The organism is Paeniglutamicibacter kerguelensis, assembly GCF_017876535.1.
Taxonomy (GTDB): Bacteria; Actinomycetota; Actinomycetes; order Actinomycetales; family Micrococcaceae; genus Paeniglutamicibacter; species Paeniglutamicibacter kerguelensis.
The window spans coordinates 2657519-2680318 of record NZ_JAGIOF010000001.1 but is presented as its reverse complement, the minus strand read 5'-3'; the positions used below and the strand labels follow the sequence as shown (position 1 = coordinate 2680318).

The 22800-nt window shown below is 64.6% G+C and carries 23 protein-coding genes and 3 tRNA genes; 18 read left to right on the top strand and 8 right to left on the bottom strand.

The genetic code is table 11. The features are described from left to right. Nucleotides 1-26 precede the first annotated feature (26 nt). A complete protein-coding gene (locus JOF47_RS12300) occupies nt 27-491 on the bottom strand; it encodes a hypothetical protein (RefSeq protein WP_209998682.1) in 465 nt (154 codons plus the stop codon). Nucleotides 492-761: 270 nt separating this feature from the next. Between JOF47_RS12300 and JOF47_RS12295 the strand changes: the two genes are divergently transcribed. The 3 genes from JOF47_RS12295 to JOF47_RS12285 all read left to right on the top strand — a co-directional run bounded on the left by JOF47_RS12295 (nt 762) and on the right by JOF47_RS12285 (nt 4105). Then, nucleotides 762-1034: a metal-sensitive transcriptional regulator gene (locus tag JOF47_RS12295; RefSeq protein ID WP_209998680.1), complete on the top strand. Its 273-nt coding sequence runs from the start codon at nt 762-764 to the stop codon at nt 1032-1034. Between the two features lie 10 nt (nt 1035-1044). Continuing rightward, the gene (locus JOF47_RS12290) at nt 1045-1731 is read left to right on the top strand and encodes an MOSC domain-containing protein (protein WP_209998678.1); all 687 of its coding nucleotides are present in this window, start codon (nt 1045-1047) and stop codon (nt 1729-1731) included. 319 nt (nt 1732-2050) lie between these two features. Further along, nucleotides 2051-4105: a DEAD/DEAH box helicase gene (locus tag JOF47_RS12285; protein WP_209998675.1), complete on the top strand. Its 2055-nt coding sequence runs from the start codon at nt 2051-2053 to the stop codon at nt 4103-4105. Nucleotides 4106-4564: 459 nt separating this feature from the next. On the opposite strand, the gene JOF47_RS12280 is transcribed toward JOF47_RS12285, so the two are convergent. After that, a complete protein-coding gene (locus JOF47_RS12280) occupies nt 4565-4789 on the bottom strand; it encodes a hypothetical protein (RefSeq protein ID WP_209998672.1) in 225 nt (74 codons plus the stop codon). Nucleotides 4790-4924: 135 nt separating this feature from the next. Here JOF47_RS12280 and JOF47_RS12275 point away from each other — a divergent pair. Both JOF47_RS12275 and JOF47_RS12270 read left to right on the top strand, forming a co-directional pair. Then, nucleotides 4925-4996, top strand: a tRNA-Thr gene (locus JOF47_RS12275). A gap of 71 nt (nt 4997-5067) precedes the next feature. Continuing rightward, a tRNA-Met gene (locus JOF47_RS12270) sits at nt 5068-5141 on the top strand. 358 nt (nt 5142-5499) lie between these two features. Here JOF47_RS12270 and JOF47_RS12265 read toward each other — a convergent pair. Beyond that, nucleotides 5500-6594: a DNA alkylation repair protein gene (locus JOF47_RS12265; RefSeq protein WP_209998664.1), complete on the bottom strand. Its 1095-nt coding sequence runs from the start codon at nt 6592-6594 to the stop codon at nt 5500-5502. Nucleotides 6595-6987: 393 nt separating this feature from the next. On the opposite strand from JOF47_RS12265, the gene JOF47_RS21960 reads away from it, so the two are divergent. From JOF47_RS21960 to JOF47_RS12235, 5 genes are all read left to right on the top strand, one after another. Beyond that, the gene (locus JOF47_RS21960; RefSeq protein WP_245356350.1) at nt 6988-8247 is read left to right on the top strand and encodes a hypothetical protein; all 1260 of its coding nucleotides are present in this window, start codon (nt 6988-6990) and stop codon (nt 8245-8247) included. A gap of 443 nt (nt 8248-8690) precedes the next feature. After that, complete coding sequence (locus JOF47_RS12250) at nt 8691-9275, top strand: alpha/beta hydrolase (protein WP_209998654.1); 585 nt, start codon at nt 8691-8693, stop codon at nt 9273-9275. Next, complete coding sequence (locus tag JOF47_RS12245; RefSeq protein WP_209998651.1) at nt 9272-9877, top strand: alpha/beta hydrolase-fold protein; 606 nt, start codon at nt 9272-9274, stop codon at nt 9875-9877. Before JOF47_RS12250 ends, JOF47_RS12245 begins: the two co-directional genes overlap by 4 nt. Before the next feature lie 143 nt (nt 9878-10020). Next, complete coding sequence (locus JOF47_RS12240; protein ID WP_210001613.1) at nt 10021-10716, top strand: VTT domain-containing protein; 696 nt, start codon at nt 10021-10023, stop codon at nt 10714-10716. 209 nt (nt 10717-10925) lie between these two features. Continuing rightward, nucleotides 10926-10997: transfer RNA gene (locus JOF47_RS12235), tRNA-Thr, on the top strand. An 86-nt stretch (nt 10998-11083) separates the two neighbouring features. Here JOF47_RS12235 and JOF47_RS12230 read toward each other — a convergent pair. Next, nucleotides 11084-11692, bottom strand: a complete 609-nt coding sequence (locus JOF47_RS12230; RefSeq protein WP_210001611.1) for a DedA family protein — start codon at nt 11690-11692, stop codon at nt 11084-11086. A 244-nt stretch (nt 11693-11936) separates the two neighbouring features. Here JOF47_RS12230 and JOF47_RS12225 point away from each other — a divergent pair, with 244 nt between their 5' ends. The 8 genes from JOF47_RS12225 to JOF47_RS12190 all read left to right on the top strand — a co-directional run bounded on the left by JOF47_RS12225 (nt 11937) and on the right by JOF47_RS12190 (nt 19643). Continuing rightward, nucleotides 11937-13724: a hypothetical protein gene (locus JOF47_RS12225; protein WP_209998642.1), complete on the top strand. Its 1788-nt coding sequence runs from the start codon at nt 11937-11939 to the stop codon at nt 13722-13724. After that, nucleotides 13725-14660, top strand: a complete 936-nt coding sequence (locus JOF47_RS12220) for a DUF2797 domain-containing protein (RefSeq protein ID WP_209998640.1) — start codon at nt 13725-13727, stop codon at nt 14658-14660. It abuts the gene before it with no gap. A gap of 33 nt (nt 14661-14693) precedes the next feature. Beyond that, entirely contained in the window at nt 14694-14969 is a 276-nt protein-coding gene (locus JOF47_RS12215; protein ID WP_209998638.1) for a hypothetical protein, read from the top strand. A gap of 59 nt (nt 14970-15028) precedes the next feature. After that, complete coding sequence (locus JOF47_RS12210; protein WP_209998636.1) at nt 15029-15478, top strand: FAS1-like dehydratase domain-containing protein; 450 nt, start codon at nt 15029-15031, stop codon at nt 15476-15478. Next, nucleotides 15478-15918, top strand: coding sequence for a MaoC family dehydratase (locus JOF47_RS12205; RefSeq protein ID WP_209998634.1), 441 nt, complete (start codon nt 15478-15480; stop codon nt 15916-15918). The genes JOF47_RS12210 and JOF47_RS12205 overlap by 1 nt, the downstream gene beginning before the upstream one ends. A gap of 23 nt (nt 15919-15941) precedes the next feature. Beyond that, a complete protein-coding gene (locus tag JOF47_RS12200) occupies nt 15942-17264 on the top strand; it encodes an MFS transporter (RefSeq protein WP_209998632.1) in 1323 nt (440 codons plus the stop codon). Between the two features lie 128 nt (nt 17265-17392). Then, entirely contained in the window at nt 17393-18469 is a 1077-nt protein-coding gene (locus JOF47_RS12195; RefSeq protein WP_209998631.1) for a UDP-N-acetylmuramate dehydrogenase, read from the top strand. A gap of 34 nt (nt 18470-18503) precedes the next feature. Next, nucleotides 18504-19643, top strand: coding sequence for a winged helix DNA-binding domain-containing protein (locus JOF47_RS12190; protein ID WP_209998628.1), 1140 nt, complete (start codon nt 18504-18506; stop codon nt 19641-19643). Between the two features lie 82 nt (nt 19644-19725). On the opposite strand, the gene asd is transcribed toward JOF47_RS12190, so the two are convergent. The 4 genes from asd to JOF47_RS12170 form a co-directional block, all read right to left on the bottom strand. Continuing rightward, complete coding sequence (asd, locus tag JOF47_RS12185; RefSeq protein WP_209998626.1) at nt 19726-20844, bottom strand: aspartate-semialdehyde dehydrogenase; 1119 nt, start codon at nt 20842-20844, stop codon at nt 19726-19728. A 189-nt stretch (nt 20845-21033) separates the two neighbouring features. After that, the gene (locus JOF47_RS12180; RefSeq protein WP_342592764.1) at nt 21034-21273 is read right to left on the bottom strand and encodes an NF038396 family protein; all 240 of its coding nucleotides are present in this window, start codon (nt 21271-21273) and stop codon (nt 21034-21036) included. Next, on the bottom strand, nt 21270-21842 hold the full coding sequence (locus JOF47_RS12175; RefSeq protein ID WP_209998624.1) for a dihydrofolate reductase: 573 nt from the start codon (nt 21840-21842) through the stop codon (nt 21270-21272). Before JOF47_RS12175 ends, JOF47_RS12180 begins: the two co-directional genes overlap by 4 nt. Next, nucleotides 21839-22642, bottom strand: a complete 804-nt coding sequence (locus JOF47_RS12170; protein WP_209998623.1) for a thymidylate synthase — start codon at nt 22640-22642, stop codon at nt 21839-21841. Before JOF47_RS12170 ends, JOF47_RS12175 begins: the two co-directional genes overlap by 4 nt. Between the last annotated feature and the right edge of the window lie 158 nt (nt 22643-22800).

Sequence of the window (22800 nt, the reverse complement as noted above, 5' to 3'; positions counted from 1 at the left end):
TGGTTTGGGATTTGCCGTTCGTCCGGCTACTTGGCGGAACCCTGCTGCCGGCGTGCCGCACGTTCGGCCTTGCGCAGGTCCCGCGCGGCCTTGGCCTGCGGGGCGAAGAACCTGATGCTGGCCGGGGTCCACAGCAGGGCGACACCGACCAGCACCAGCGCGGCAAAGATGCCGAGCCGGAAGCCGCGGGTCAACAGCGGCAGCCCGATGATCAACCCGCACCAGGTCAGCGACAGCCGTCCCGCCAGCTTGCCGCGCCACAGCTGGACGACGGCGAAGCCGACGAGCAGCCCGATCCCGATGAGCGCAATGCCCGCGGCCCACAGCCCGGGCGCCTCGGCGGCCGGGCGCTGCGTGGAGTTGTAGAAGAAGCTCGCGGCGAAGCCCAGCGCAGCAAGCGCGATGGCGGCCCACCACCAGCGGGCCACCACCAGTGAGTGCGGCACGGGGTGCGGCGGGGACTGCAGCCTGGTCTGGTTGTCCGAACCCATGGCCTTAGTCGGCTACCTTGACGGGCAGTGCCCGGTGGTCGAGCATGTCGTTCTCGGTCCAGAGGAGGTCGCCTTGGTCTGCCAGCCAACCGGCAAAGGCGTCATTATCTAGCAAGTTCATGTTCGGGAGGATACCGGAAATGGTTTGGAAATGAGATCGGGGAACCCGGCTCGCCCCGGGGGCCTGGCCCGGCGCATGTGTAAACAACGAAGACCGGCCATCAGCATCCCGGTTGGCCCAAATTACCCCCGGGGGCATATTGTCGAGGCATGGAACTGGACCCAGTGGAACTCAAACCGGTACTCAACAGGCTCAAGCGCGCGCAGGGGCAGCTAGGCGCCGTCATCCGCATGATCGAGGACGGCCAGGAGTGCGCTGACGTGATCACCCAGCTGTCGGCGGCGTCCAAGGCCTTGGACCGTGCCGGGTTCAGCATCATCGCCAGCGGGCTGCAGTCATGCATGCAGGCGGAGGCGAACGAAGAGGGCGCCGGGACCCTGGATCGCCAGAAACTTGAGAAGCTTTTCCTCTCCCTGGCATAGACTGCGAATCATGAGTGCACAGGCCAACGCGGAAACAGCGAACCACCATGGGCCCGGAACCGGGACCCTGGAACACGTCTGTGTGGTCCATGCGCTGAAGCCCGACCGCGGTATCGGTGTCACGGCGATTGACAAGCGCGCGGTGCCCGGGCCGGTCAAGGTGGGCAAGATCGGGCTCTATGCCGACGTGCAGGCCGACCGCGTGCACCACGGGGGATTTGATCAGGCGGTCTACGCCTATTCGGAGGCCGAAGCGCAACGCTGGGCCCTGGAGCTGGTCCGCGAGATCCCCGCCGGATACTTTGGCGAAAACCTGAGGGTCTCCTCGCGGGCAACCACGGACGCCATTGTGGGGGAGCGCTGGCGGATCGGCAGGGACGTTGTCGTGGAAGTCACGCTGCCACGCACGCCATGCTCCACCTTTGCGCGGCATGTCCGGGAAGACGACTGGGTCGCCCGCTTCACAGAACGCGGCGATGTCGGCTGTTACCTCAGAGTTGTCCGGGTCGGCAAGATCCGGGCCGGCGACTCCATCGAGGTCGTGTCCAGACCCGCGCACGGGGTCAGCGTGCGGGATGTCTTCACGGGACCCACGCCGGGGCAGGCGCAGGCCATGCTCGACGAACAGGCGGCAACCGGTGTCCCGCTTCCGGAAAAGATCCTCGCCAAGCTTCGGCAACTCGGGTTCGCCGAGTAGATCCGCCCAAGTGGGCCGGGTGCGACCGCCCACAAAGGCCGCGGCACGCGGCTGTGTGCGCAAGCTCACCGGGCAAAAAGACCCCCGTTTCAGACGGGGGGCGATAAGCTTAGGTGTTCGCTGTATCCGGCTTCCCTCGCATTCTGCCCAATATTTGAGGCAGAAGCTCGTCGTGTGTGAGCCCGCCAAATTGTGCGGGATGTTTCTTTCATAGGGGAGTCGCCGGACCAAAGTGATTGAGTCCGATTGTGCTGCGGAGCCTCGTTGAAACGGGGTTTATCCGCCCCTATGAATGAGGTAATTTTCCTTGTCTACTGACATGCCCGAAAACCAGAACACCACCGCCGAGACCAAGACCGAAGAAAACGCAGTTCTCTTCAGCGATCTGGGCCTGGACGGCCGCGTTCTCGCCGCCGTTTCCGACCTTGGCTACGAAAAGCCGTCCCCGATCCAGGCAGCAACCATCCCGCTGCTGCTCGAGGGCCGCGACGTTGTCGGCGTTGCCCAGACCGGCACCGGCAAGACCGCCGCATTCGCCCTCCCTGCCCTGTCCAAGATGGCCGAACTGGCCGACTTGAACGGCACCGCCCGCAAGACCCAGGTCCTGGTTCTTGCCCCGACCCGTGAGCTTGCGCTCCAGGTCGCCGAAGCATTCACCTCCTACGCCAAGCACATGGGCGACTTCACCGTCCTTCCCGTGTACGGCGGATCCGCCTACGGCCCGCAGCTCAACGGCCTTCGCCGTGGCGCACAGGTAGTCGTCGGCACCCCCGGCCGCGTCATCGACCACATCAACAAGGGTTCCCTGGACCTTTCGGACCTGCAGTACGTGGTCCTGGATGAGGCCGACGAAATGCTGCGCATGGGCTTCGCCGAAGAGGTCGACAAGATCCTCGAGGCAACCCCGGAAGAGAAGCAGGTTGTGCTGTTCTCGGCCACCATGCCTTCCTCGATCCGCCGCATCTCCAAGCAGTACCTGCGCAACCCGCAGGAAGTTTCCGTCAAGTCGCAGAGCAGCACCGGCAGCAACATCCGCCAGCGCTACGTGCAGGTCATGGGAGCCCACAAGCTCGACGCCATGACCCGCATCCTGGAATCGGAGAAGTCCGAAGGCGTTATCGCCTTCGTGCGCACCAAGATGGCAACCGAGGACCTGGCCGACAAGCTCAAGTCCCGCGGCTTCACCGCTGCAGCCATCAACGGTGACATCCCGCAGCAGCAGCGCGAGCGCACCATCGAGAACCTTCGCGATGGCAAGATCGACATCCTGGTTGCCACCGACGTCGCGGCCCGTGGCCTTGACGTTGAGCGAGTGTCCCACGTGATCAACTTCGATATCCCGCACGACACCGAGTCCTACGTCCACCGCATCGGCCGCACCGGCCGTGCAGGCCGCTCGGGCGACGCGATCCTCTTCATGACCCCGCGCGAAAAGTACTTGCTGCGTGCCATCGAAAAGGCCACCCGCCAGACCGTTGAGCACATGCACCTGCCGAGCGTTGACGCCGTGAACGACAAGCGCCTGGCAAAGTTCGCCGACCAGATCGGTGAGACCATCTCCTCGCAAGACCTGACGGTCTTCCGCAACCTGGTGGAGAAGTACTCCGCCGAGCACGAGGACGTCACCGAAGTCGAGATCGCCGCGGCCCTCGCACACATGGCACAGGGCGGCCGCCCGCTGCTCATGCAGGAAATGCCTGCGGCCCCGGCCAAGCAGGCCCGCCTTGCAGGCGGCGGCAAGGACGGCTTCGGCTCCCGCGGCCCGTCGCGTGCACTGACCGAAGGCAACGCCACCTACCGCCTCGCGGTTGGCCGTCGCCAGCGCGTCATGCCGGGCTCCATCGTTGGCGCACTTGCCAACGAAGGCGGCCTGACCTCCGCTCAGATCGGTGGCATCGACATCCGTGCCGACCACACCCTCGTGGAACTGCCGGCGGACCTTTCCTCGGAGCAGCTGCAGTCGCTGTCCCGCACCCGCATCGGTGGCGAACTGATCCACCTCGAGCTGGACAACGGCCGTAGCCCGCGCAGCGATCGTGAAGGCGGCCGTGAAGGCGGCGGCGGTTACCGTGGCGGCCAGGGTGGCGGCGGCGGTTACCGTGGCGGCCAGGGTGGCGGCGGCGGTTACCGCGGCGGCCAGGGTGGCGGCGGCGGATACCGCGGCGGCAGCGACCGTCGCAGCGAAGGCGGCTCCTCCGAAGGCGGCCGTGGCGGTTACGACCGCGACCGCAACGATCGCGGTGGCGAGCGTGGTGGCCAGGGTGGCGGCGGTGGATACCGCGGCAACGCCGGCGGCGGAGAGAACCGCTTCGGCGGCTCGCGCAAGCCGCGCACCGCAGGTGGCACCAGCGCCCCGCGTCGTCGCGACTACTAAGCGCTAAATAGACAAAACCCCCGATGGGGGTGTCCTTCCTGGAAAGGTTGGGCACCCCCGCCGGGGGTTTTGCTTTCCCCGGAAACCGGCCGATGGCCGGCCAAGTCCGTGACCCAGCCCCGTCTTTCGCGCGTCGGCCATCGACCACTGGAGCCGCTGGCAGGGTGATGACGGCGCTGGTGGCCTCTCTGGCCGGGTTCATGAGGTTGTCGGTGAAAGGTGCCGGGTCCCGCGCGCTGCACAGCCACGCTGGCGCCGGCAGATCCATTGACCAGATGCCCTGTGCCTTGAGCCGCACCGGGAAGGCGGGCAAACCTGGGTGCGGGTATTCGCCGGAGTCCTGCATGACTTCGGCTTCCCCTCCCGTGGCCGCAACGCCTGCGATGCAACGGGGCACGGTGCAGGTGACGGGTTGGCCGCCACGGTGCTTGTCGTTGCAGCCGAGGTTCCACCGAGCGACTATGCTGCGTCGGCACCGAATCCTTGGCGGAGTACCGACTCGATGCCGTGGACGCCGTTTCGTCCCTGGCAGGGGACGGCCCGGCGGGCTTCGGTGAGACTGATGAGCTTGTTCGTGCCCGGGGAATCCTGGCCGCGGGTGCCCTCCGAATGGCATCCGTGGTCGCTGAAGGTTCCGTCCCGGGCACCCGCGTGCGCCGCTGAGATTGCCCACCCAAGGATCATCCGTGATGTGTATCACCGAATATCGACGCAAATGACATCCTGACGTGCCCCTTTTGGCAGATTTTGTGTCGTCGGCCACAAAAGTGCATCTCGATTTCACAGTGCCGAAAAATGCTGGTAGAGTTCTTACTCGTTGCCCCCCTAGCTCAGTGGTAGAGCGCGTTCTTGGTAAGAACGAGGTCACCGGATCGATTCCGGTGGGGGGCTCTGAATGGAATGGCCCGCGTTTGAGTCTGCCCGTAAGGGAACGTGACGCGGACGCGGGTATTACCATTCGTGGCGGCTTAGCTCAGCTGGTTAGAGCGCACGACTCATAATCGTGAGGTCCCGGGATCGAGTCCCGGAGCCGCTACAGATGGATCCCCGTCTTCCTTGCGAAGGCGGGGATTTTTTCATGCCTGCTTTCAGGATTCCACCCCGCCATGCCCGCGATTTTTTTGGTTGCCCGCGTCGCTATTGGCCGGCAACCGACTCCACTCATTTGAGGGTTAAACGTCCCTCGGCAAACGCGCTGCCGGCCCGATGGGCCAAGCAACACATTTTCCGCGTCTTTCTTGGGGGAAGCCGCGGAATGCACCCTGTTGTGCCGGTTTCGATGCGGGTCCGGCAGGGTGTCCGGAAGGGCCCCGTGCATTCGCTGCGCGGGGCCCTTTACGTTTGGCCGGTGGTTCGACCACGGGGCGACCAAACACGCAGGAAGCCCTGCTGGCTCAACGAGGATCAGGGTCCGGCACCTCCAAGGAGAAGGGTTGCGCCACCGTGGCATTTCCGTTGACCCTGAGTTCAACCGAATGGATTCCCGGGTAGTACTTCCGGGTACTGAGGGGCACGATGCCATGCTCCCGCCGTCCTGTCCAGGTTTCGCCGGAGTCAAGGGTGCGCGTGCTGAGCTTGAATGTCTTGGGTCGCGTCCGGCCGTTGGCCTTCATGAAATGGATGACGTAGTCAATGACGACGGTGGTCGGTGTGCTTTCTTCATTTGTCACCGCGTAAGAGAAACCCAGCGATTCCCCGAGGCGGATGGACTTCCGCTCGACGACGGGTCCGGAGATGGACAAGCGTCGCGATCCTTCCACGCCGACCATCGCCAAGGCATCGAGATTCGCTTCCTTGATCAGTGTCCTCAAGCCAAGTCGAATCAGCTTTCGGCTTTGGGCACTGCCGTCCACCGCCCATCGCCGTGCGAACCGCAGTGCCAGCTCGGGGTTGATCTTGCTGATGTCGTTGAGGTGGTTTGCGACCGAACGGCGAACGAAGTCCGATGTGTCGTTGTGCAGTGCGTCAAGAATCGGGCCGGAGTACCGTTCACCCTTGGCAAGGTGGTCCAGCCGCATGGCCCAGGGCAGTCGCGGCCGGGTGCATTCCGAAGCCAACCTTCGAACGTCCGGATCGGCATCTTGTGTCCACCGGAGAACGGTGGGCCATACATCGTCCTGTTTGGAAGCGATCAGTTTTCGCATGGCGAATTCGCTGCTCAGCCGGGGTGTTAGGCGTCGAAGCAGTTCGAGTGTCGTGTCCAGATCCGGAATCTCCCGGGTGACAAGGGCATCCGACACCGCCAGCGTCATCCAACCCGCGAAATCATTGGAGTCCAGGAGGTACGTGGCCGTGACGTCGAGCGATGGCTCGATGTCATCACGAAGGGCCGCGGCGATCAGTGCGATGCGTTCATGGATGCCCCTTGGTCCAAGGTTCCCTTGCACTGCGCGCAGGGACGTAAGCGGTTCGGCGGGATTGGTATCCGAGATCAATCCGATGAGCCTGGATAGGTCGTCTTCGCTGAGCATTTCATCTGCAAAAGGCACGGGGCATCGGGCTTTCTGGGTTGGACGCGGGTGGACTGGCCGAAGGTTCCTTGCCGTGGATCACAAGGTGAATCACGCTGAAAGCGGGTTCGTCAAAAAGAGGCTTCGGCACCGTTTCCGACCCGGGAAGCAACGCCTGACATGGGAAGCAGGCGCCCTTGCGGTAGTCTAGTCGGAAGTTTGCAGGCCGTCCGGCGCAACGGATGGCCAATTCCGAAAAGTGTCGCTTGCGCGCCGGGTTCGGGATGGCGCCAGTGGCGCAAGCGACTACACGATGAGCCGCTGGGCAGGAAAACCACCTGCAAAGCCAGGGATCGCACCGCGCCGTTTCCCAACTGCAGCACAACGAAGGAACGGGGCGATTTACGTATGGGGTATGGACGAGGTTCATGGTTGGCTGCCCTGACGGGTGTTGCCGCGTTGGCGGTCACGGGATGCGCCAGCCAAACCCCGAAGGCGGTGGCGCACGAACCCGTCGGCTACTCCGCCTTGGAATGGTCGGACGGTAGCGAATTCATGGTCAGCAGGGTCGATCTGCAGTCGGCCACCGAGGCCGTGGCCGGCAAGGACTTCAAGCAGGTGTCCACCACCGAACAATGGGCCCTTGGCAGCGAATCTTTCGGATCGTTCGGCCTGGACCGCGAGGGCAGGCTGGTGGGATCCATGATGCAGAACCAGGGGATCGACGCCGCCACGGAAGACCCCGCCACGGGTTCGCGCGTCGGCATGGTGGTCGGCGCCGAATTCAAGGCATGGCCCGATGCCACAGGGTCGGCGCCTTCCAACGAAATCCGTCAGCTGCAAAGCGGTGACTCCGACGGTGAAAGCTTCGTTTGGTCCGAAACCCCGGACACCACCCTTGTTGCCACCAGCTGGAAGATCTTCGCCAAGCGTGCCGATGCATCCGTGCCCGTGCTGCTCGCGAAGTCCAGCGAGAACGTCGACGATCCTTCTTCGGGGGCTGGCATGGGCGGCATCGCGCCAATCATCCATGGTGACCGCGTGTATTGGCACACCACCGTTGGGTCGGACATCGGGGGAGTGCTCAACACCCAAATCGTATCTACCGACATGGCCGCCCAAGGGAAAATTCGCCTCGAGGAATCCGGGGTTGCCTACCCGGTGTCCCTGGGCGATGCCGTGGCGGCAGTGAGACTCGAAAAGCTCGACGGGGAAGGGGGAGAAGGAGACCTGAACGTTCCCACGCTGGACGATGCGCAGGGAATAGTGCTTCTGAACAACGACGGAACCAAGACGGACTTGCTCAAGATCGCTGAAAACGCGCCGTCGGGCAGCACCTTCGAGACGTTCAACGGTTCCGGCAAAGCATTGTCCTTCTCCTTCAACGGGGAAACATTCGTTGTGGACACCAAGAGCAAGAACGTCATTGCGTTCCCGGAACCGCAGGATTCCTACCTTGAGGGCCTGGCACACTGCGGGGACATGGTGACGTGGACTTACACCGATGCCAACGGTGAAGGTGTTGGATCGCAGTACGTTTATGACACCAAGATGCAGACGCTGCGTGCCGTGAAGGAGCCGGAACTGTTCGGCAGCAGCCTTTGCCAGGGCGAGTACCTGGCCTGGTCGGTAAGCGATTCATCCAATGACAGCGCACTTGCCACGGACATAGTCACGCAGTGGAAGGACTGACCCGTTAGAAGGGTGGCGTCCCTGCAAAAACCGGGCGCATGGCGGTGACGGCTTCTTCCGGGCCTGGCGTTGTTGGCCGGAAGCGAAACGGAACCGGACGCACATTTGGAAACGGTTCCAAGACATCGGGGGAACCCGGTGAAACCGCGGGGCCATGGCCGTCCGAGATCCGGCCGCAGGCTTTTCCTAGAATGTTTGCCGAAGTTGCACAGTTTGCCCACGGAAGTGTCGACCGAAAATCGGCTTAATGTCGTAACTGGACGGGGTGTTGGGCCACGGGACTGTTTGCAGCTGACGAGACGGAAACGGCTATGGTGTTCGTGAATTCGATCAGTTTGGTTGGCGGTTGGTTTCCAACAACCGTTTGGATCGTCGCAGTGATCGGGATGCTTTTCCTTTTGCTTCCCCGCAAGCAATCCAGGTGGTTGCTGAGGATCGTGGTTGTGGCGGTAGCGGCCGTTATGGTGACGCTCGTTGCGCATTGGTTGTCGGTATGGGTTTTCTATGTTCTTCCCGAGCCCATGCCCGGGTCCGTGCTTGCCTGGGGCTGCGTGGGAACGTTTGCCGTATTCCTGGGGATTCTCGGATTGCGGGGCGTCTGGGCCTGGCGAAGGCTGGGCATCCCGCTTGCCGTGGTTGCGGTGGTCCTCCTGTCAGCGGTTCAGGTCAACGCCTACTTTGGCCAATATGTGAACATCGGGAGTCTCTACGATGCGGATACCTCGGGACTGCCGACACTGAGCCGGAACGACCTGCGCACTCCCCAAGGACTGGCCCATGCAACGGGTTCCAAGCTCCCCGCGATTCAAGGGTGGAAGGCGCCGGCCGACATGCCGAAAAGCGGCAAGCTTTTCGAGAACAGCATCCCGGGAACTGTCTCCGGATTCTCCGCCCGCAAGGCGGTGATCTACCTGCCGCCGGCATACCTGGTTGCGAACAGGCCGCAGCTGCCGGTGATGGTCATGGTGGCAGGGCAGCCGGGGAGTCCCAACGCTGGATCGATTCAGGCAATCTCGCGCACATCATGAACAAGTTTGCCCATTCACATCACGGGCTGGCTCCGGTCGTGGTGGTCGTGGATCCCAACGGCAGCCAGAACGGGAACACGATGTGCATGGACAGCCAAATCGCCAAGGCAGGAACGTATCTCTCGGTGGATGTCCCGAAGTGGATGAAGACGAATCTCGATGTCCAAGCAGATACGTCGCGATGGGCCTTTGGCGGATTCTCATTTGGCGGAACTTGCGCGATTCGGCTGGGCACCGAGCAACCGGCGATTTACCCGAATATCCTTGATCTGTCGGGCCAGCTCGAGCCCGCGCTGACCGCCAACAGAACGGTCACGATCCAACATTCGTTCGGCGGCAACACGGCGGCCTTTGATGCCAAGACGCCGCTGGCGTTGCTCAGCCGAAACAAGTACGACCACAGTTTCGCCTACCTTTCCGTTGGCGCGGACGACTACCATTACGGACCGGAGATGGGCACGCTTTCGGCGGCCGCCAAGGCCGCCGGAATGATCGTCGTGGATGCGAAGGTTGCTGGCATGGGACACTCCTGGAAAGCAGCCAAAGTTGGCCTCGCCGACGGCCTGGAGGTCCTGTCCAAACGCATGGGCTTGGCCAGGTAGCACCCTCGCGCTTGCACCGGCACGGTCCCTTGCAGATGACGGCCCTTGGTCCGGCGCGTTGGCCGTGAATCCGCTGGGAGATCGCGCCTCGAAAGGCGGATGCGACGCCCTGCCGCTGACCGTTGCCATAGTGTTGGGAAGTGATTTCTTTTTCGAACGTGCATGCGTCGCTGGCCGCCGTCTCGGTGAGGCCCGCAACCTCGAGCTTCCTTCCGGACTGGTTGAATCCCGACGTTTTCCTGAGGGATCCGGCCCTTGGCCCGTGGGTAATCTTGCTGGTTTGCGGCATCGTGTTTGCCGAGACCGGTCTGCTGGTGGGTTTCTTCCTGCCGGGAGATTCCATGCTCTTTACTGCGGGCCTCTTGGTCGCCACCGGTGCACTGGACGTCAGCCTTCCGGCTTTTGCCCTCCTGATCTTCATCGCCGCGTTCCTGGGGGACCAAACCGGCTATCTCATCGGGCGCAAGGCGGGGCCCGCAATTTTCAAGCGGCCGGATTCGCGGTTCTTCCGCCAGGAACACGTTGAAAAGGCCCACGCATTCTTTGAGCGCTTCGGCGGCAGGGCAGTGGTTCTTGCCCGTTTCGTGCCCATCGTCAGGACCTTTGTGCCGGTCATCGCGGGTGTCGCCCACATGAGCTACAGGGTCTTCGCCCTCTACAACTTGCTCGGTGCCTTGCTCTGGGGCGTGGGTGTGACGCTGCTCGGCTATTGGCTGGGGCAGTATGAATGGGTCGGCAACAACATCGACGTGATCTTCGTTGTCATCGTGCTTATTTCGGTGATTCCGATTGGATTGGAACTGCTCAAGGCAGGACGAAGAAAAGCAAGCGAAAGCTAACCCGGTTCCGGCGGGCGCTGCGCGAAACCATACACAACGCCCGCCGGTGGCACCCTGTCGGTTCAATACCGCGTCCGGGCGCAAGGAGCAGTAGCCCGGTGAGGGGCATCGCAAACACCCGACTTCCACGAGCAAATTGCGATCTTCGTCACTTTCGGCGCTTTCGATGTGCAATTCGGGGCGGTTGTTGGGTAGAGTATTTCTTCGTTGCCCCCCTAGCTCAGTGGTAGAGCGCGTTCTTGGTAAGAACGAGGTCACCGGATCGATTCCGGTGGGGGGCTCAGGGATGAAAACCGCTGTACAACCCATTTCAATGGGTTGTACAGCGGTTTTTTGTTGTCCGGAGTACCCGGATCCTCCGGTTGGCCTACTTTCGAAGCGAAGTGTTTCCGCTGATCCGGGCGACAACGCGGTCGATCATGATTCCCAAGCCCAGCGCAACCGCCACCGCAACCACCATGCCCAAGAGGTGGTACTCCTGGAACCACTGGCCCGCCAGCACCCCGATCAGCACCGAATACGAAGCCCAGCCAACACTGGAAAAACAGGTGAGAATCAGGAACTTACGATGCGAGTAGCGGGTGGCTCCGGCAACCAGATTCACCGCAACCCGGCCGATCGGCACGAAGCGCGCCACCAAAATCAGTGACACTGGCCGGAGTCGCAGTTCGTAGCCTGCCCACGCGAAGGCGTGTTGAAGCCGTTTTCGGCGCATCCACGCAAACCTGTCGGTTCCGATGGCCCTGCCGATCAGGTAGGCGACGTTGTCGCCCACGAACGCGCCCAATCCGGCCATGAGGCCCAGAAGCCATGGATTGGGCATGCCCCTGCTTGGTATCAGGGAAGCCAATGCCACGACCAGCGATTCACTGGGGACCGGGGGAAAGAAGCCGTCGATCGCGCAGAACAGGAAAATCATCAGGTAGGACAGCGGGTGTCCCGCAGCCGAGAGAATGAACGTGCTCAGCGCATCCATGGCTGTGGTGAATAAATCCAAGAGCGGTCCTGTTCGTTGAATGCCCCGTGTGGTTCATGCCACGTAGTTGGTCACTAACAAGGCTAGCCATCGGCGAATTCAATTCATACTCCGGCACCCGGAAGAGCCATGCCGGGGCCAATCTGCCACTTGGAGGGGGCTCCCCGATATGATGGAAGGAGTGCGAAATCTGTGGTCATAGGTGCCTTGTAGCTCTATGAAGGGCCAATGAGAGTAAGCGCTCGTGATGACCATGAACCTTTATGAGAGGACCAAGCGCATGCCCAAGGCCGACTTCAACCAAGAGTTCCCTACCCGCGCCTCGCTTCGACGTGCGCGCCAGGAGCAACAGGATTCGGGGAGCCAAGAAGGCGCTGCGGACAAGAAAGCACCAGGGGTTTCGGCACAGCGGGATGAATTTGATTCGATTCCGGAATCGAAACGCCAAGAGACCCGCAAGCCCGCTGCCGCCACGTCGCAGAAGCCTGTGGCGCCCGCCGCGCCGGCAACTAAAAAGAGCGCTCCAAGTGCCAAGACCGGGTCATCTTCTGCCGAGACAAGGCCGGCCAGGAACGTCAAGGACGTCAAGAAGGCAGACAAGGCAACGATGGGATCCGCCAAGCCTGGCGCTACGTCCCCGCAGCAGACGGCCAAGCCGACTGCGCCGGTGACCTCCCGGGTTGCGGCGGTGCAGGAAACCGCAAAACCAAGCAACGCGAAAGCCATGGCTTCGGTCCCCTCGACGCCAAGGCCCGCGGACCCGGCCGGCAGCAACACGCGGGTGCAGCCGGCGGCGAATGATGCCAGGCCCTTCGAGGCCCACAGCAATGGTTCCAAGGCCGCCGGCAAGCAGAAGAAACAGGCCCAGGTTGAATCCGTACCGGTGAAGACCGCCCCCGCGTCGCCAGCCAAGGCTGCATCGTCCGTGGCGCAGCTGGCTCCTGCGGTGGCCAAGCCCGCCGCATCCGAACCGACGCCCGCCGCTGGCGGCGTAAAGAACGCCGCGGCCACCGCCGCGGAAGAGACAGCCGGTTCCGAGAAGTTTGAAGACCTCTCCACCGCGGATGGGCGGCGCCAGGCATTCCGGGAATTGAATCCCGGGGCAGGGGAGCGGGACACCTTCCTGCGCCCGGAAGACGAGACGTCGTTCCGTGCCGAACGCGGGTTCCGCGGGTTCCTTTCGCGCATGGGCTTCAACATGGAACCATCGGCCCAGGAAGTCGAGGAGCGCAATTGGCGCCGGACGGTGGGAACCCGGCTGGACGAGTCAAAGACCATCTCCGTGGTGAACGGCAAGGGCGGTGCCAACAAGACGCCGACTGCTGTTCTGCTCTCAGCTGTTTTCGGCCGTAACAGCGGAGACCCGGTCTTGGTCTGGGACAACAACGGCACGCGTGGAACCCTGGGCTGGCGCACCGTCCAGGGTCCGCACTCGCGGCATTCGATGGATCTGCTGGCCTCGGCCGGCAAGCTCAAGGACACCCGGGTCGGGGACCCGATCATCCACGACTACGTGCACTACCAGCCCGAGGACTGCTACAGCGTGCTGCGCACCGACCCGACGTTGCTTGCCTCGGAGCAGCACGTGAATGCGGCCGATTTCGATGTCATGCATGAGATCGTCTCGCGCTTCTTTTCCCTGACCATCGTCGATTCCGGCAACGACGAATCGGCCGAGCGCTGGATGCGCATGATCGACCACACCGACCAGCTGGTCATCGCCAGCACCACGGTGGAGGAACACGCGGAGGCCGGCGCCCTGCTGCTCGAGGCCCTGGCCAAGCGCGGGGGACACTACGCGGAGCTGGCGAAGAACGCCGTGGTGATCGTTTCCCAGCACCAACCGCAGGGAAACAGCGACCAGCTAAACCGGATCGCCCACGGGTTCCGCCGCCTGGCCCGCTCCGTGGTGACGGTCCCGTATGACGCGGCCTTGGTGAAGGGGCAGGTCCGCTTCGACGGGATGCGTCCCACCACCCGCCGGGCATGGTTGCACGCGACCGCCGCGGTGGCCGGGGCGCTGCACAACTAAATGCAGGACCACGTGTTGCTGTGCCGGGGAGTTCTCTGGCCGGCCGAACCCGGAACCCCCTCGCTGTCCCTGCGGGATGAAAACGATGCTGCCCGCAACATTTCCCTGGACAGCGGCGTCGAGCTCGGCTTTGGCGTGCTGTCCGGGCGTTGGTGCCTTGGCCACCAGCTGATCCAGGACCGGACGCACCGCACGCAGGTTCCTTGTCCGACGGGTGCCAGGGTGGCGCGCGGAACCCAGTGCGAGTCCTGCGAGGCGGCCGACCAGTCGCGGGCGATGCACGACTTCCACCGCTCGGGGCGCGCCGGCGCCGGGCTGCGGGACTACCTGATGCAGGAACACTGGCTGTACATCGCATCCTTCGCGCACGGGGTCAGCAAGATCGGCACCGCGGCGAACCCCAGCAAGTGGCGCAGGCTGGCCGAGCAGGGGGCCGTCAGCGCCCGCTATGTCGGCCTGGCGGCGGATGGCGCACAGGTACGCATCCTGGAAGACCTGGTGACCAGGGAATTGGGCTTCACGCAGCAGGTGCGTGCGCAATCGAAGGTGCGCGGCCTGCTCGACTCCCGCACCAGCTGCGCCGCGTTGGACTCCCTCACCAGCGAGAGGGCATCGCGGGTGAGGGAGTTCCTGGCCACGTTGCCGATCGCCGGCGATGAAACCTTCCGGGTCGTCGACGAGCAATGGGCCGCCCCGGCACAGGCGGCAGCCCTGCTGGAGGGCTGGGATGCCAACGAACTGCAGCCCTATCCGGCCGACTTGGCCGGCGGCGAGCACGGCTTCACCGTGGCGGCTGTCCTGGGCCAGGGGCTGGGCGTGCGGCTGGGGAACGCTCCCGATCTCTTCGTCGCCGACGCATCCATGCTCAAGGGCAGGAAAGTCGTGCTCGGGCAATACGTGACGGAATCCCCGGCGATCCAGTCGGCATTGTTCTGATTTCCGCCCGCGCATCTGAATTAGGATTGACCCATGACCAATACTCCCTGGGAAGCCTCTTCCGGACTCTACAAGAAACTGGCCTTCGGGTCGATGATCATCTCGGGAACCGGCATAATCCTGGCAATCATTGGTGCCAACATGAAAAACCTGCCGCTGATGTACACGGCCATCGGCATCATCGGTGTCGGACTGCTGACCCACATCGCCGGCATGGTGGTGCGCGCCCGCGATGCAAAGGCCTGGCGTGTCTCCCAGGGAATTGTCCCGGCCTCCCGCCCCAGGCGTGAACGCAAGAAGAAGTCCTAGCACCCCACCCGCATTACCCCCCCCGTTTCCCAAACCCCTGCCCAGGAGAGAAATATCCGATGAGCATCAATCCCGAGTTGGCCGGACGCGTTTACCCGGCCCAGGATCCCTACGTGGTAGGCCGCGAGAAGATCCGCGAATTCGCCGCAGCCGTCAAGGCAACCCACCCGGCCCACTTCGAGCTGGCGGCCGCGGCCGAGCTTGGCCATGCCGACCTGCTGGCCCCGCCGACATTTGCCATCATCGTCGCCCAGCGCGCCGACGCGCAGCTGATCGCCGACCCGGCCAGCGGCATCGATTTCTCCCGCGTGGTGCACGCCGACCAGCGTTTCACCCACCACCGCCCGATCGTCGCGGGTGACGAACTGCTCGCCGAACTGCACGTCGACACGGTCCGTGCCATGGGCGGCGGGGCGATGATCACCACCCGTTCGGAAATCACCACAACCGCCGGCGACAAGGTCGCAACGACGGTTTCCTCCCTTCTGGTACGCGGAGAGGACCAGTAATGATCGACTTTGCAACCCTTGAAAAGGGCATGGACATCGGTTCCACCACCATCCACGTGAACCGCGCGGACCTGGTGCGCTACGCGGGCGCGTCGGGGGACTTCAACCCCATCCACTGGAACGAACGCTTTGCGACCGAGGTCGGGCTGCCGGGCGTCATCGCCCACGGCATGTTCACCATGGGCTCGGCCGTGCAGCTGGTCAGCAACTGGGTGGGCAACCCCGGCGCGGTCATCGATTACCAGACCCGTTTCACCAAGCCGGTGCCGGTGGCCGACCCGGCCGGCAGCAACCCGAGCGAGCACGCGGGCACCGCCGTCGAGATCAGCGGCGCGATCGGTGCGCTGGACGAGGAAGCCCGCACCGCGCGGGTGGACCTGACGGTCACGCTCGAGGGAACCAAGGTGCTGGTCAAGGCGCAGGCTCTGGTGCAATTCTGAGCAACGAACCCCGGCGCGGCGCCATGGCGGGCCGCACGGCCAGACCCCGGCCTGTGAAGGCCGTGGCCAACCCCGAGGTGCTGCCCTGGCGCAATGGCGTCATCGCCACGTACTTCGCCTCCGGGCTTGTCATCTCCACGCTGGTGGCCAGGCTGCCCTCGGTGCGCGACGCGCTGGGGCTGAGCCACGGGGAGGTCGGCCTGCTGCTGTTGTGCATGACCGCGGGCTCCTTCCTGTCCGTCTCCGCCTCCGGCTTCATCGTGATGAGGCTGGGATCCAAGCGCACCCTGGTGCTTGGCGCGACGCTCGCGTCGCTGGCCATGGCCGGGGTCGGCATCGGCTCGGCGGTCTTCGGCTCCGTGGCCCTGACCGGGCTGGCGCTGGCGCTCCAGGGCATGGGAACGGCAAGCTGGAACGTCGCCTCCAACGTCCAGGGCGCGGCTATGGAGCGGGCGCTGGGCAAGGGCATCATGCCCGCGCTGCACGGCTTCTTTTCCGTGGGAACGGTGGTCGGTGCGGCCGCCGGGGCGATCGGCGCGGCAACCCACCTGTCGATCGCCTGGCACTTCGGGCTCATGGCGCTGGTCGTTCTCCTGCTGGTCCACGGAGGCGCCCGAACCTTCGGGCCCGATGCCACAAGCACCGGCAGCGGACCCTCCAACAAGGCGCTGCTGGCCGCGGCCTGGCGCGAACCCCGCACCCTGGTCCTGGGTCTGCTGGTGCTCGGCATGGCGCTGGCCGAGGGCGCCGCGGGCGACTGGGTGGCCCTCGCACTCTCCGACGGCTACGGTTCGGCCAACACCGTCGGGGCCCTGGGCTACGGGGTGTTCGTGACCGCGATGACCACGGCGCGGATGCTCGGCGGCCGCGCCCTGGACCGCTTCGGGCGGGTCCTTGTCATGCGGGTCTCGGCCGCAAGCGCGCTGGCCGGACTGCTGCTCTTCGTCTTCGGTCCCTCGATCCAGGTGGCGATGGCCGCGCTGGTGCTGTGGGGCCTGGGCGTGGCGCTGAGCTTCCCGATCGCGATGACCGCGGCGTCCGACGACCCCATGCGGGCCGCGGCGCGCGTCTCGGTGGTCTCGACCATCGGCTACGGCGCGTTCCTGGGCGGGCCCCCGCTGCTGGGCCTGCTGGCAGACCGCATCGGGCTGCTCAATGCCCTGGCATCCGTGGGGGTGCTGGTGGTTATGTCCTTCGTGCTGGCCGGCGCCACGGCCCCGGTACACAAGACGACTCCGGAACAAGAATCCACGCCGGAACGCAAGTCCACCCCTGAACAAAAGCCCGAGCCGGAAACGGAGCCCGACGGGCAAACGTCCGTCGGCGCGGCTACCATCAAAGAGTAAATCCCGCTGCCGGCCGCTGCCGGCCGCTGCCGGCCGCTCCCGGCACGGCCCCGGATCCCATCACCACCCGATCTCCAGACCGCCGGCATCCGCGCCGGCAGGCATTCCCAGAACAGGCGCAAGAAACAGTGAACTCCCCGTTGCTCTCCCAGATGACCACCACCGGCGTCGGCGGCCCGGCCCGCACCCTGGTGCGCGCCACCACCGAGGAAGAGATCATTGCGGCGGTTTCCGGGGCCGACGCCCGCGGGGAGCGCCTGTTGATCATCGCCGGCGGGTCCAACCTGGTGGTCGACGATGCCGGCTACGACGGAACGGTGCTGCACATCGAATCCCACGGCGTGGAAATCGCCGGGGAACTGGGCGACGGGCGCATCCGCGTGGACATCGCCGCGGGCCACCCCTGGGACAACGCGGTCGCGCAGACCCTGGCCGCCGGGCTCAGCGGCCTCGAGGCGCTCTCCGGCATCCCCGGCTCGGCCGGCGCGACCCCGGTGCAGAACGTGGGCGCCTACGGGGCGGAAGTGGCCCACAGCCTTTTGGAGGTCCGCGTGTTCGAGCGTTCCACCGGCCGCACCACTGTCCTTGGCAATGCGGGCCTGGGCTTTGGCTACCGGGACTCGCTGCTCAAGCGCACCACGAACGAGGGGTCCCCGGAATTCGTGGTGCTCTCGGTCAGCTTCGCACTCGAACGCCGCCCCGACTCCGCACCCGTGCGCTACAAGGAACTGGCGAACTCGCTCGGCGTCCAGGCGGGCGAGCGGACCGGCTCCGGAGCGGTGCGCAGCAAGGTGCTGGAACTGCGCGCCTCCAAGGGCATGGTGTTCGATCCATCCGACCGCGACACCTACTCGACGGGGTCCTTCTTCACCAACCCGATCGTCAACGCCTCCGTGCTGGAAACGCTGCCGGAGGGCGCCCCGAACTTCCCGGCCGCCGAGCCGGGCAAGGTCAAGCTCTCCGCGGCATGGCTGATCGACCGCGCCGGCTTCGGCAAGGGCTACGGCCTGCCCGGCACCGCGGGCGAAGCCGTGGCGGGAGGCCGCGCCTCGCTGTCCTCCAAGCACACGCTCGCGATCACCAACCGCGGGGGAGCGGGCAGCGAGGACATCCTGGCCATCGCCCGGGCCGTGCGCGCCGGCGTCAAGGAACGCTTCGGCATCGAATTGCACAACGAACCGCTGCTGATCGGCTGCAGCCTCTAACAGCTGCAGCCTCCAACAACCCGGGAGACCGACCATGGCCACCGCACCTGCCCCGATGACACGCAGCGACAAGCTCCGTGTGGCACGGCTGCGACTGGCCGCACAGGGCCTGCTCCCGAAGGCGGTTCCGGGAATGGACGCGGCAACCACACCGGAGATGGTTGTCTCCCGCCTGGGCATGGTGCAGGCCCAGGACCTCGCCCAGGCGTGTTGGGCGCTGGGCGTGCGGCTGCCCGGAAGCACCATGGCCGAGGTCCATGCGGCACTCGAGTCCGGTGGCATCGTACGTTCCTGGGGTGCCCGCGGAACCCTCATGTTCCTGGATCCACGGCTGCTCCACCGATTGCTGCTTGTCACCGGGCCGCGCATCAAGGCACTGGCGGCGGGCACCTGGCGGAGTGAAAACATCACCGAGGCGGAACTCGAATCACTGCTGCCGGTGGTCGTGGAGCGCTGCGGCACGGCGGGGGCAAGCCGCTCCGAGTTGATGGAGGCAATCTCCGCCGCCGGATCGGATGTTTCCGGGCAGCGCGGCTACCACCTGCTGGTGGCGCTGAGCCTGGGCGGGCAGATCGTGCAGGGCCGCATGGAACCCGGGTCCGGAACGCGCCAGTTGTTCATGGCCAGCAGCCGGTGGTCGCCCGGCGCGGTCCCCGAAACAACCGCCGAGACCCCCGAACTGGCCCTGCGGGAGATTGTCCTGCGTTATTTCCGCTCGCACGGGCCGGCGACGGTTGCCGACTGCGCCTGGTGGCTGGGCCTCGGGCTGACACCCGTGCGGGCTGCACTGGAAGCCCTGGGCGACGAACTGGCCACCCGCGAACTCGGCGGCAGTGCCTACCATCTCGCGCAGGAAATCGATGCACTCTGGGACGACGCCCCCGGGGCGCGCAGCGTGCTAGCACTGCCCGGCTTCGACGAATTCCTGCTCGGCTACAAGGACCGCTCCGCCACGCTCGCCCCGGAGCATTCGGAGGCCATCGCCCCGGGCGGCAACGGGGTCTTCCGCCGCACGCTGGTCAGCGGCGGGCAAACCGTCGGCACCTGGCAGGTGGAGACCAAGGGCAGGGAAACCCGTACGGTTGCGGTGCCCTTCGAGGCCGGGTCGCCGGCGGGCATGCTGGGCCGGATGCATTCGCGCATGAACGGCTACCTGAAATTCCGCGAGGGCTAGACCGAACAAGAAATGCCGGGCTCCGCGGCCAAAAGGCCGCCGGAACCCGGCATCGAACTTGCTGAACCATTCAGCCCAAGGGCTAGAGGCGTCCCTGCGCGATCGCGAGCATGCGGCGCAGCGGCTCGGCGGCGCCCCACAGCAGCTGGTCGCCGACGGTGAACGCCGAAATGTACTGCGGGCCCATCTCGAGCTTGCGGATGCGTCCCACCGGGATGTCCAGGGTGCCTGATGCGGCAACCGGCGTCAGTGCGTCAACCGTGGCGTCCTTGGTGTTGGGAACGACCTTGGCCCACTCGTTGTCCTCGGCCAACAGCTTCTCGATCTCGGCCACCGAAAGATCCTCGGTGAGCTTGAGGGTGAGGGCCTGGGAGTGCGAGCGCATGGCGCCGATGCGCACGCACAGGCCGTCCATGATGACCTTGTTGGCGTCGGTGTTGCCAAGGATCTTGTTGGTTTCGACCCCGGCCTTCCACTCTTCCTTGGATTGGCCGTTGCCCAGATCGGAGTCGATCCACGGGATCAGCGAACCGGCCAGCGGCACGCCGAACTGGGTTGCATCGAGTCCGCCGCGCTGCGTGGCCAGGACCTTGCGGTCGATCTCGAGGATCGCGGAGGCCGGATCGTCGAGTTCCACGGAGACATTGCCGTTGATCGTGCCGAACTGGGTGAGCAGTTCGCGCATGTGGCGGGCGCCGCCGCCGGAAGCGGCCTGGTAGGTCATTGCGGTTCCCCACTCGACCAAGCCGTTCTTGAACAGCCCGCCCAAGCCCATGAGCATGCAGGAGACGGTGCAGTTTCCGCCCACGAAGTCCTTGGTCCCCGAGGCCAGCGAGGCGTCGATGACGTTGCGGTTGATCGGGTCCAACACGATGACCGAGTCGTCGTTCATGCGCAGCGTCGATGCGGCATCGATCCACAGGCCGTTCCAGCCGCGGGCACGCAAGTCGCCGTGCACGGCCTTGGTGTAGTCCCCGCCCTGGGCCGTGACGATGATCGGCAGCTTGGCCAAGGTGTCCAGGTCGTAGGCATCCTGCAGCGCGGGTGCGCCTTCGGCAAATGCCGGGGCAGCAGCACCTGCCTTGGAGGTGGAGAAGAACACGGGATCGAGATTCGCAAAGTCGCCCTCGTCCTGCATGCGTTGCATCAGAACAGAGCCAACCATGCCGCGGTAACCGACAAAGCCAACGGAAGAAGTCATGAACCCATCTTAAGGCTTCGGGCCCGCGATTGGGGAGTTGGTTACGCCACACGGGCGGCACCGCGCGGGTTGCCCGGGCGTGCGCTGCCGGGACATGCCACGTCACCAAACGAAGGACGCCGCACCCGAAGGGAAAAAATCCCTCGGGCACGGCGGCCTTCATGGTGCGGCGGCCCGAAGGCCCCGGTGTTACGGCTTCTTGTCTTCTTCGGCCAGCAACTTCTTGCGTGCACCAACGGCCCAGAGCGAACTGAAGGCAAAGACCTGGGTCAGCGTAAGCAGCAGGACCAGGCCCATGATCTTGGAGCCGGTCAGGATCAGGAACAGGCCAAGGCCCGCAAAGATCAGGGCAAAGAGCGGGAAGAACATGTAGCCCAAGACAAAAAGTGCCTCGGGGTGGGTCTTCAGCGCCTTTAGGCTGTCCTTCACGCGGCGCGCTCCCATGCCTCGATGCGGTATTCGGTGCCGTTGGCCGACTTCAGCCATCCGGTGTCCGGCTCGCTCATGGCCATGGTCCAGGCCGCGTCCAATGCCGGGGCGATGGTGTCGCCCTTCAAGCTGTCGTTGATCACGGTGACGATCGCCAGGTTGGCCTTCGTGGCCAGTGCCGTGTAGATTTCCCCGCCGCCGATGACCCAGATCTCCTCGGCGCCGTCGCTGGCGCGCGCAACCTCCAGTGCTTCCTCCGGCGAGGAAACGGGGGTGGCACCCGCGGCGCTCAGAGCGGCGTGGGTCGATGCATCACGGGTGATGACGATGTTGGTGCGGTTGCTCAGCGGGCGGAACTTTTCCGGGAACGATTCCCAGGTCTTGCGGCCCATGATGACCGGGTGGCCAAGGGTGGTGCGCTTGAAATGGGCCATGTCCTCGGGCAGGTGCCACGGCATGCTCCCGTTCAAGCCGATGACACGGTTTGCTGCCTCCGCCCAGATCATGCCGAGTCGTTCGGGGGTGGTGGTCTCGGCGCGGTGTCCGGCGCTGGAATTCAGGTTGCTCATACGGCGATGGGGGCCTTAATCGTCGGGTGGTGTTGGTAATCCTCGATGACGAAGTCGTCGACCGTGTATTCGAAGATTGAATCGGGGGTGCGCGTGATGCGCAGCTGCGGGTACGGGTACGGCTCGCGGGAGAGCTGTTCCTTGACCTGCTCCAGGTGGTTGGCGTAGATGTGGGTGTCGCCGCCGGTCCAGACGAACTCGCCGGGCTGGAGGCCCAGCTGGTCCGCCATCATGCGGGTCAGCAATGCGTAGGAGGCGATGTTGAAGGGGACGCCCAAGAACATGTCTGCGCTGCGCTGGTAGAGCTGGCAGGAAAGCTTGCCGTCGGCGACGTAGAACTGGAAGAAGGCGTGGCATGGCGGCAGTGCCATGTTCTCGATCTCCGAGACGTTCCACGCCGAGACGATGTGGCGGCGGGAATCGGGGTTCTCGCGCAGCGAATCCATGACCTGCGAAATCTGGTCGATGTGTCGGCCGTCGGCCGTGGGCCATGAGCGCCACTGCACGCCGTACACCGGACCGAGTTCGCCCTCGGCATCCGCCCATTCGTCCCAGATCTTCACGCCGTTCTCTTGAAGATAGGAGATGTTCGAGTCCCCGCGCAGGAACCACAAAAGTTCCACTGCCACGGACTTGAAATGGACGCGCTTGGTGGTGATCAGCGGGAAGGATTCCGACAGGTCAAAGCGCATTTGGCGGCCAAAAACACTGAAGGTGCCGGTGCCGGTCCGGTCGCCCTTGGCGTTGCCGTGGGCCAGGACTTCACGCAGCAAGTCTTCGTATGGGGTTTGAATCGTCACCTGCTAAGTGTAGTCGGGCACGGCGAATCAGCCGGCTACTGGCGTGACGAACACGCGAAATGCGCTCATGATCACCATGAAAGCCAAAGCGATGATCCGGTCCCGGGGAGTGGCGGCACCGGCTGTGCGGCCGCTGGCAAACCCAGTTCGCTACGGCA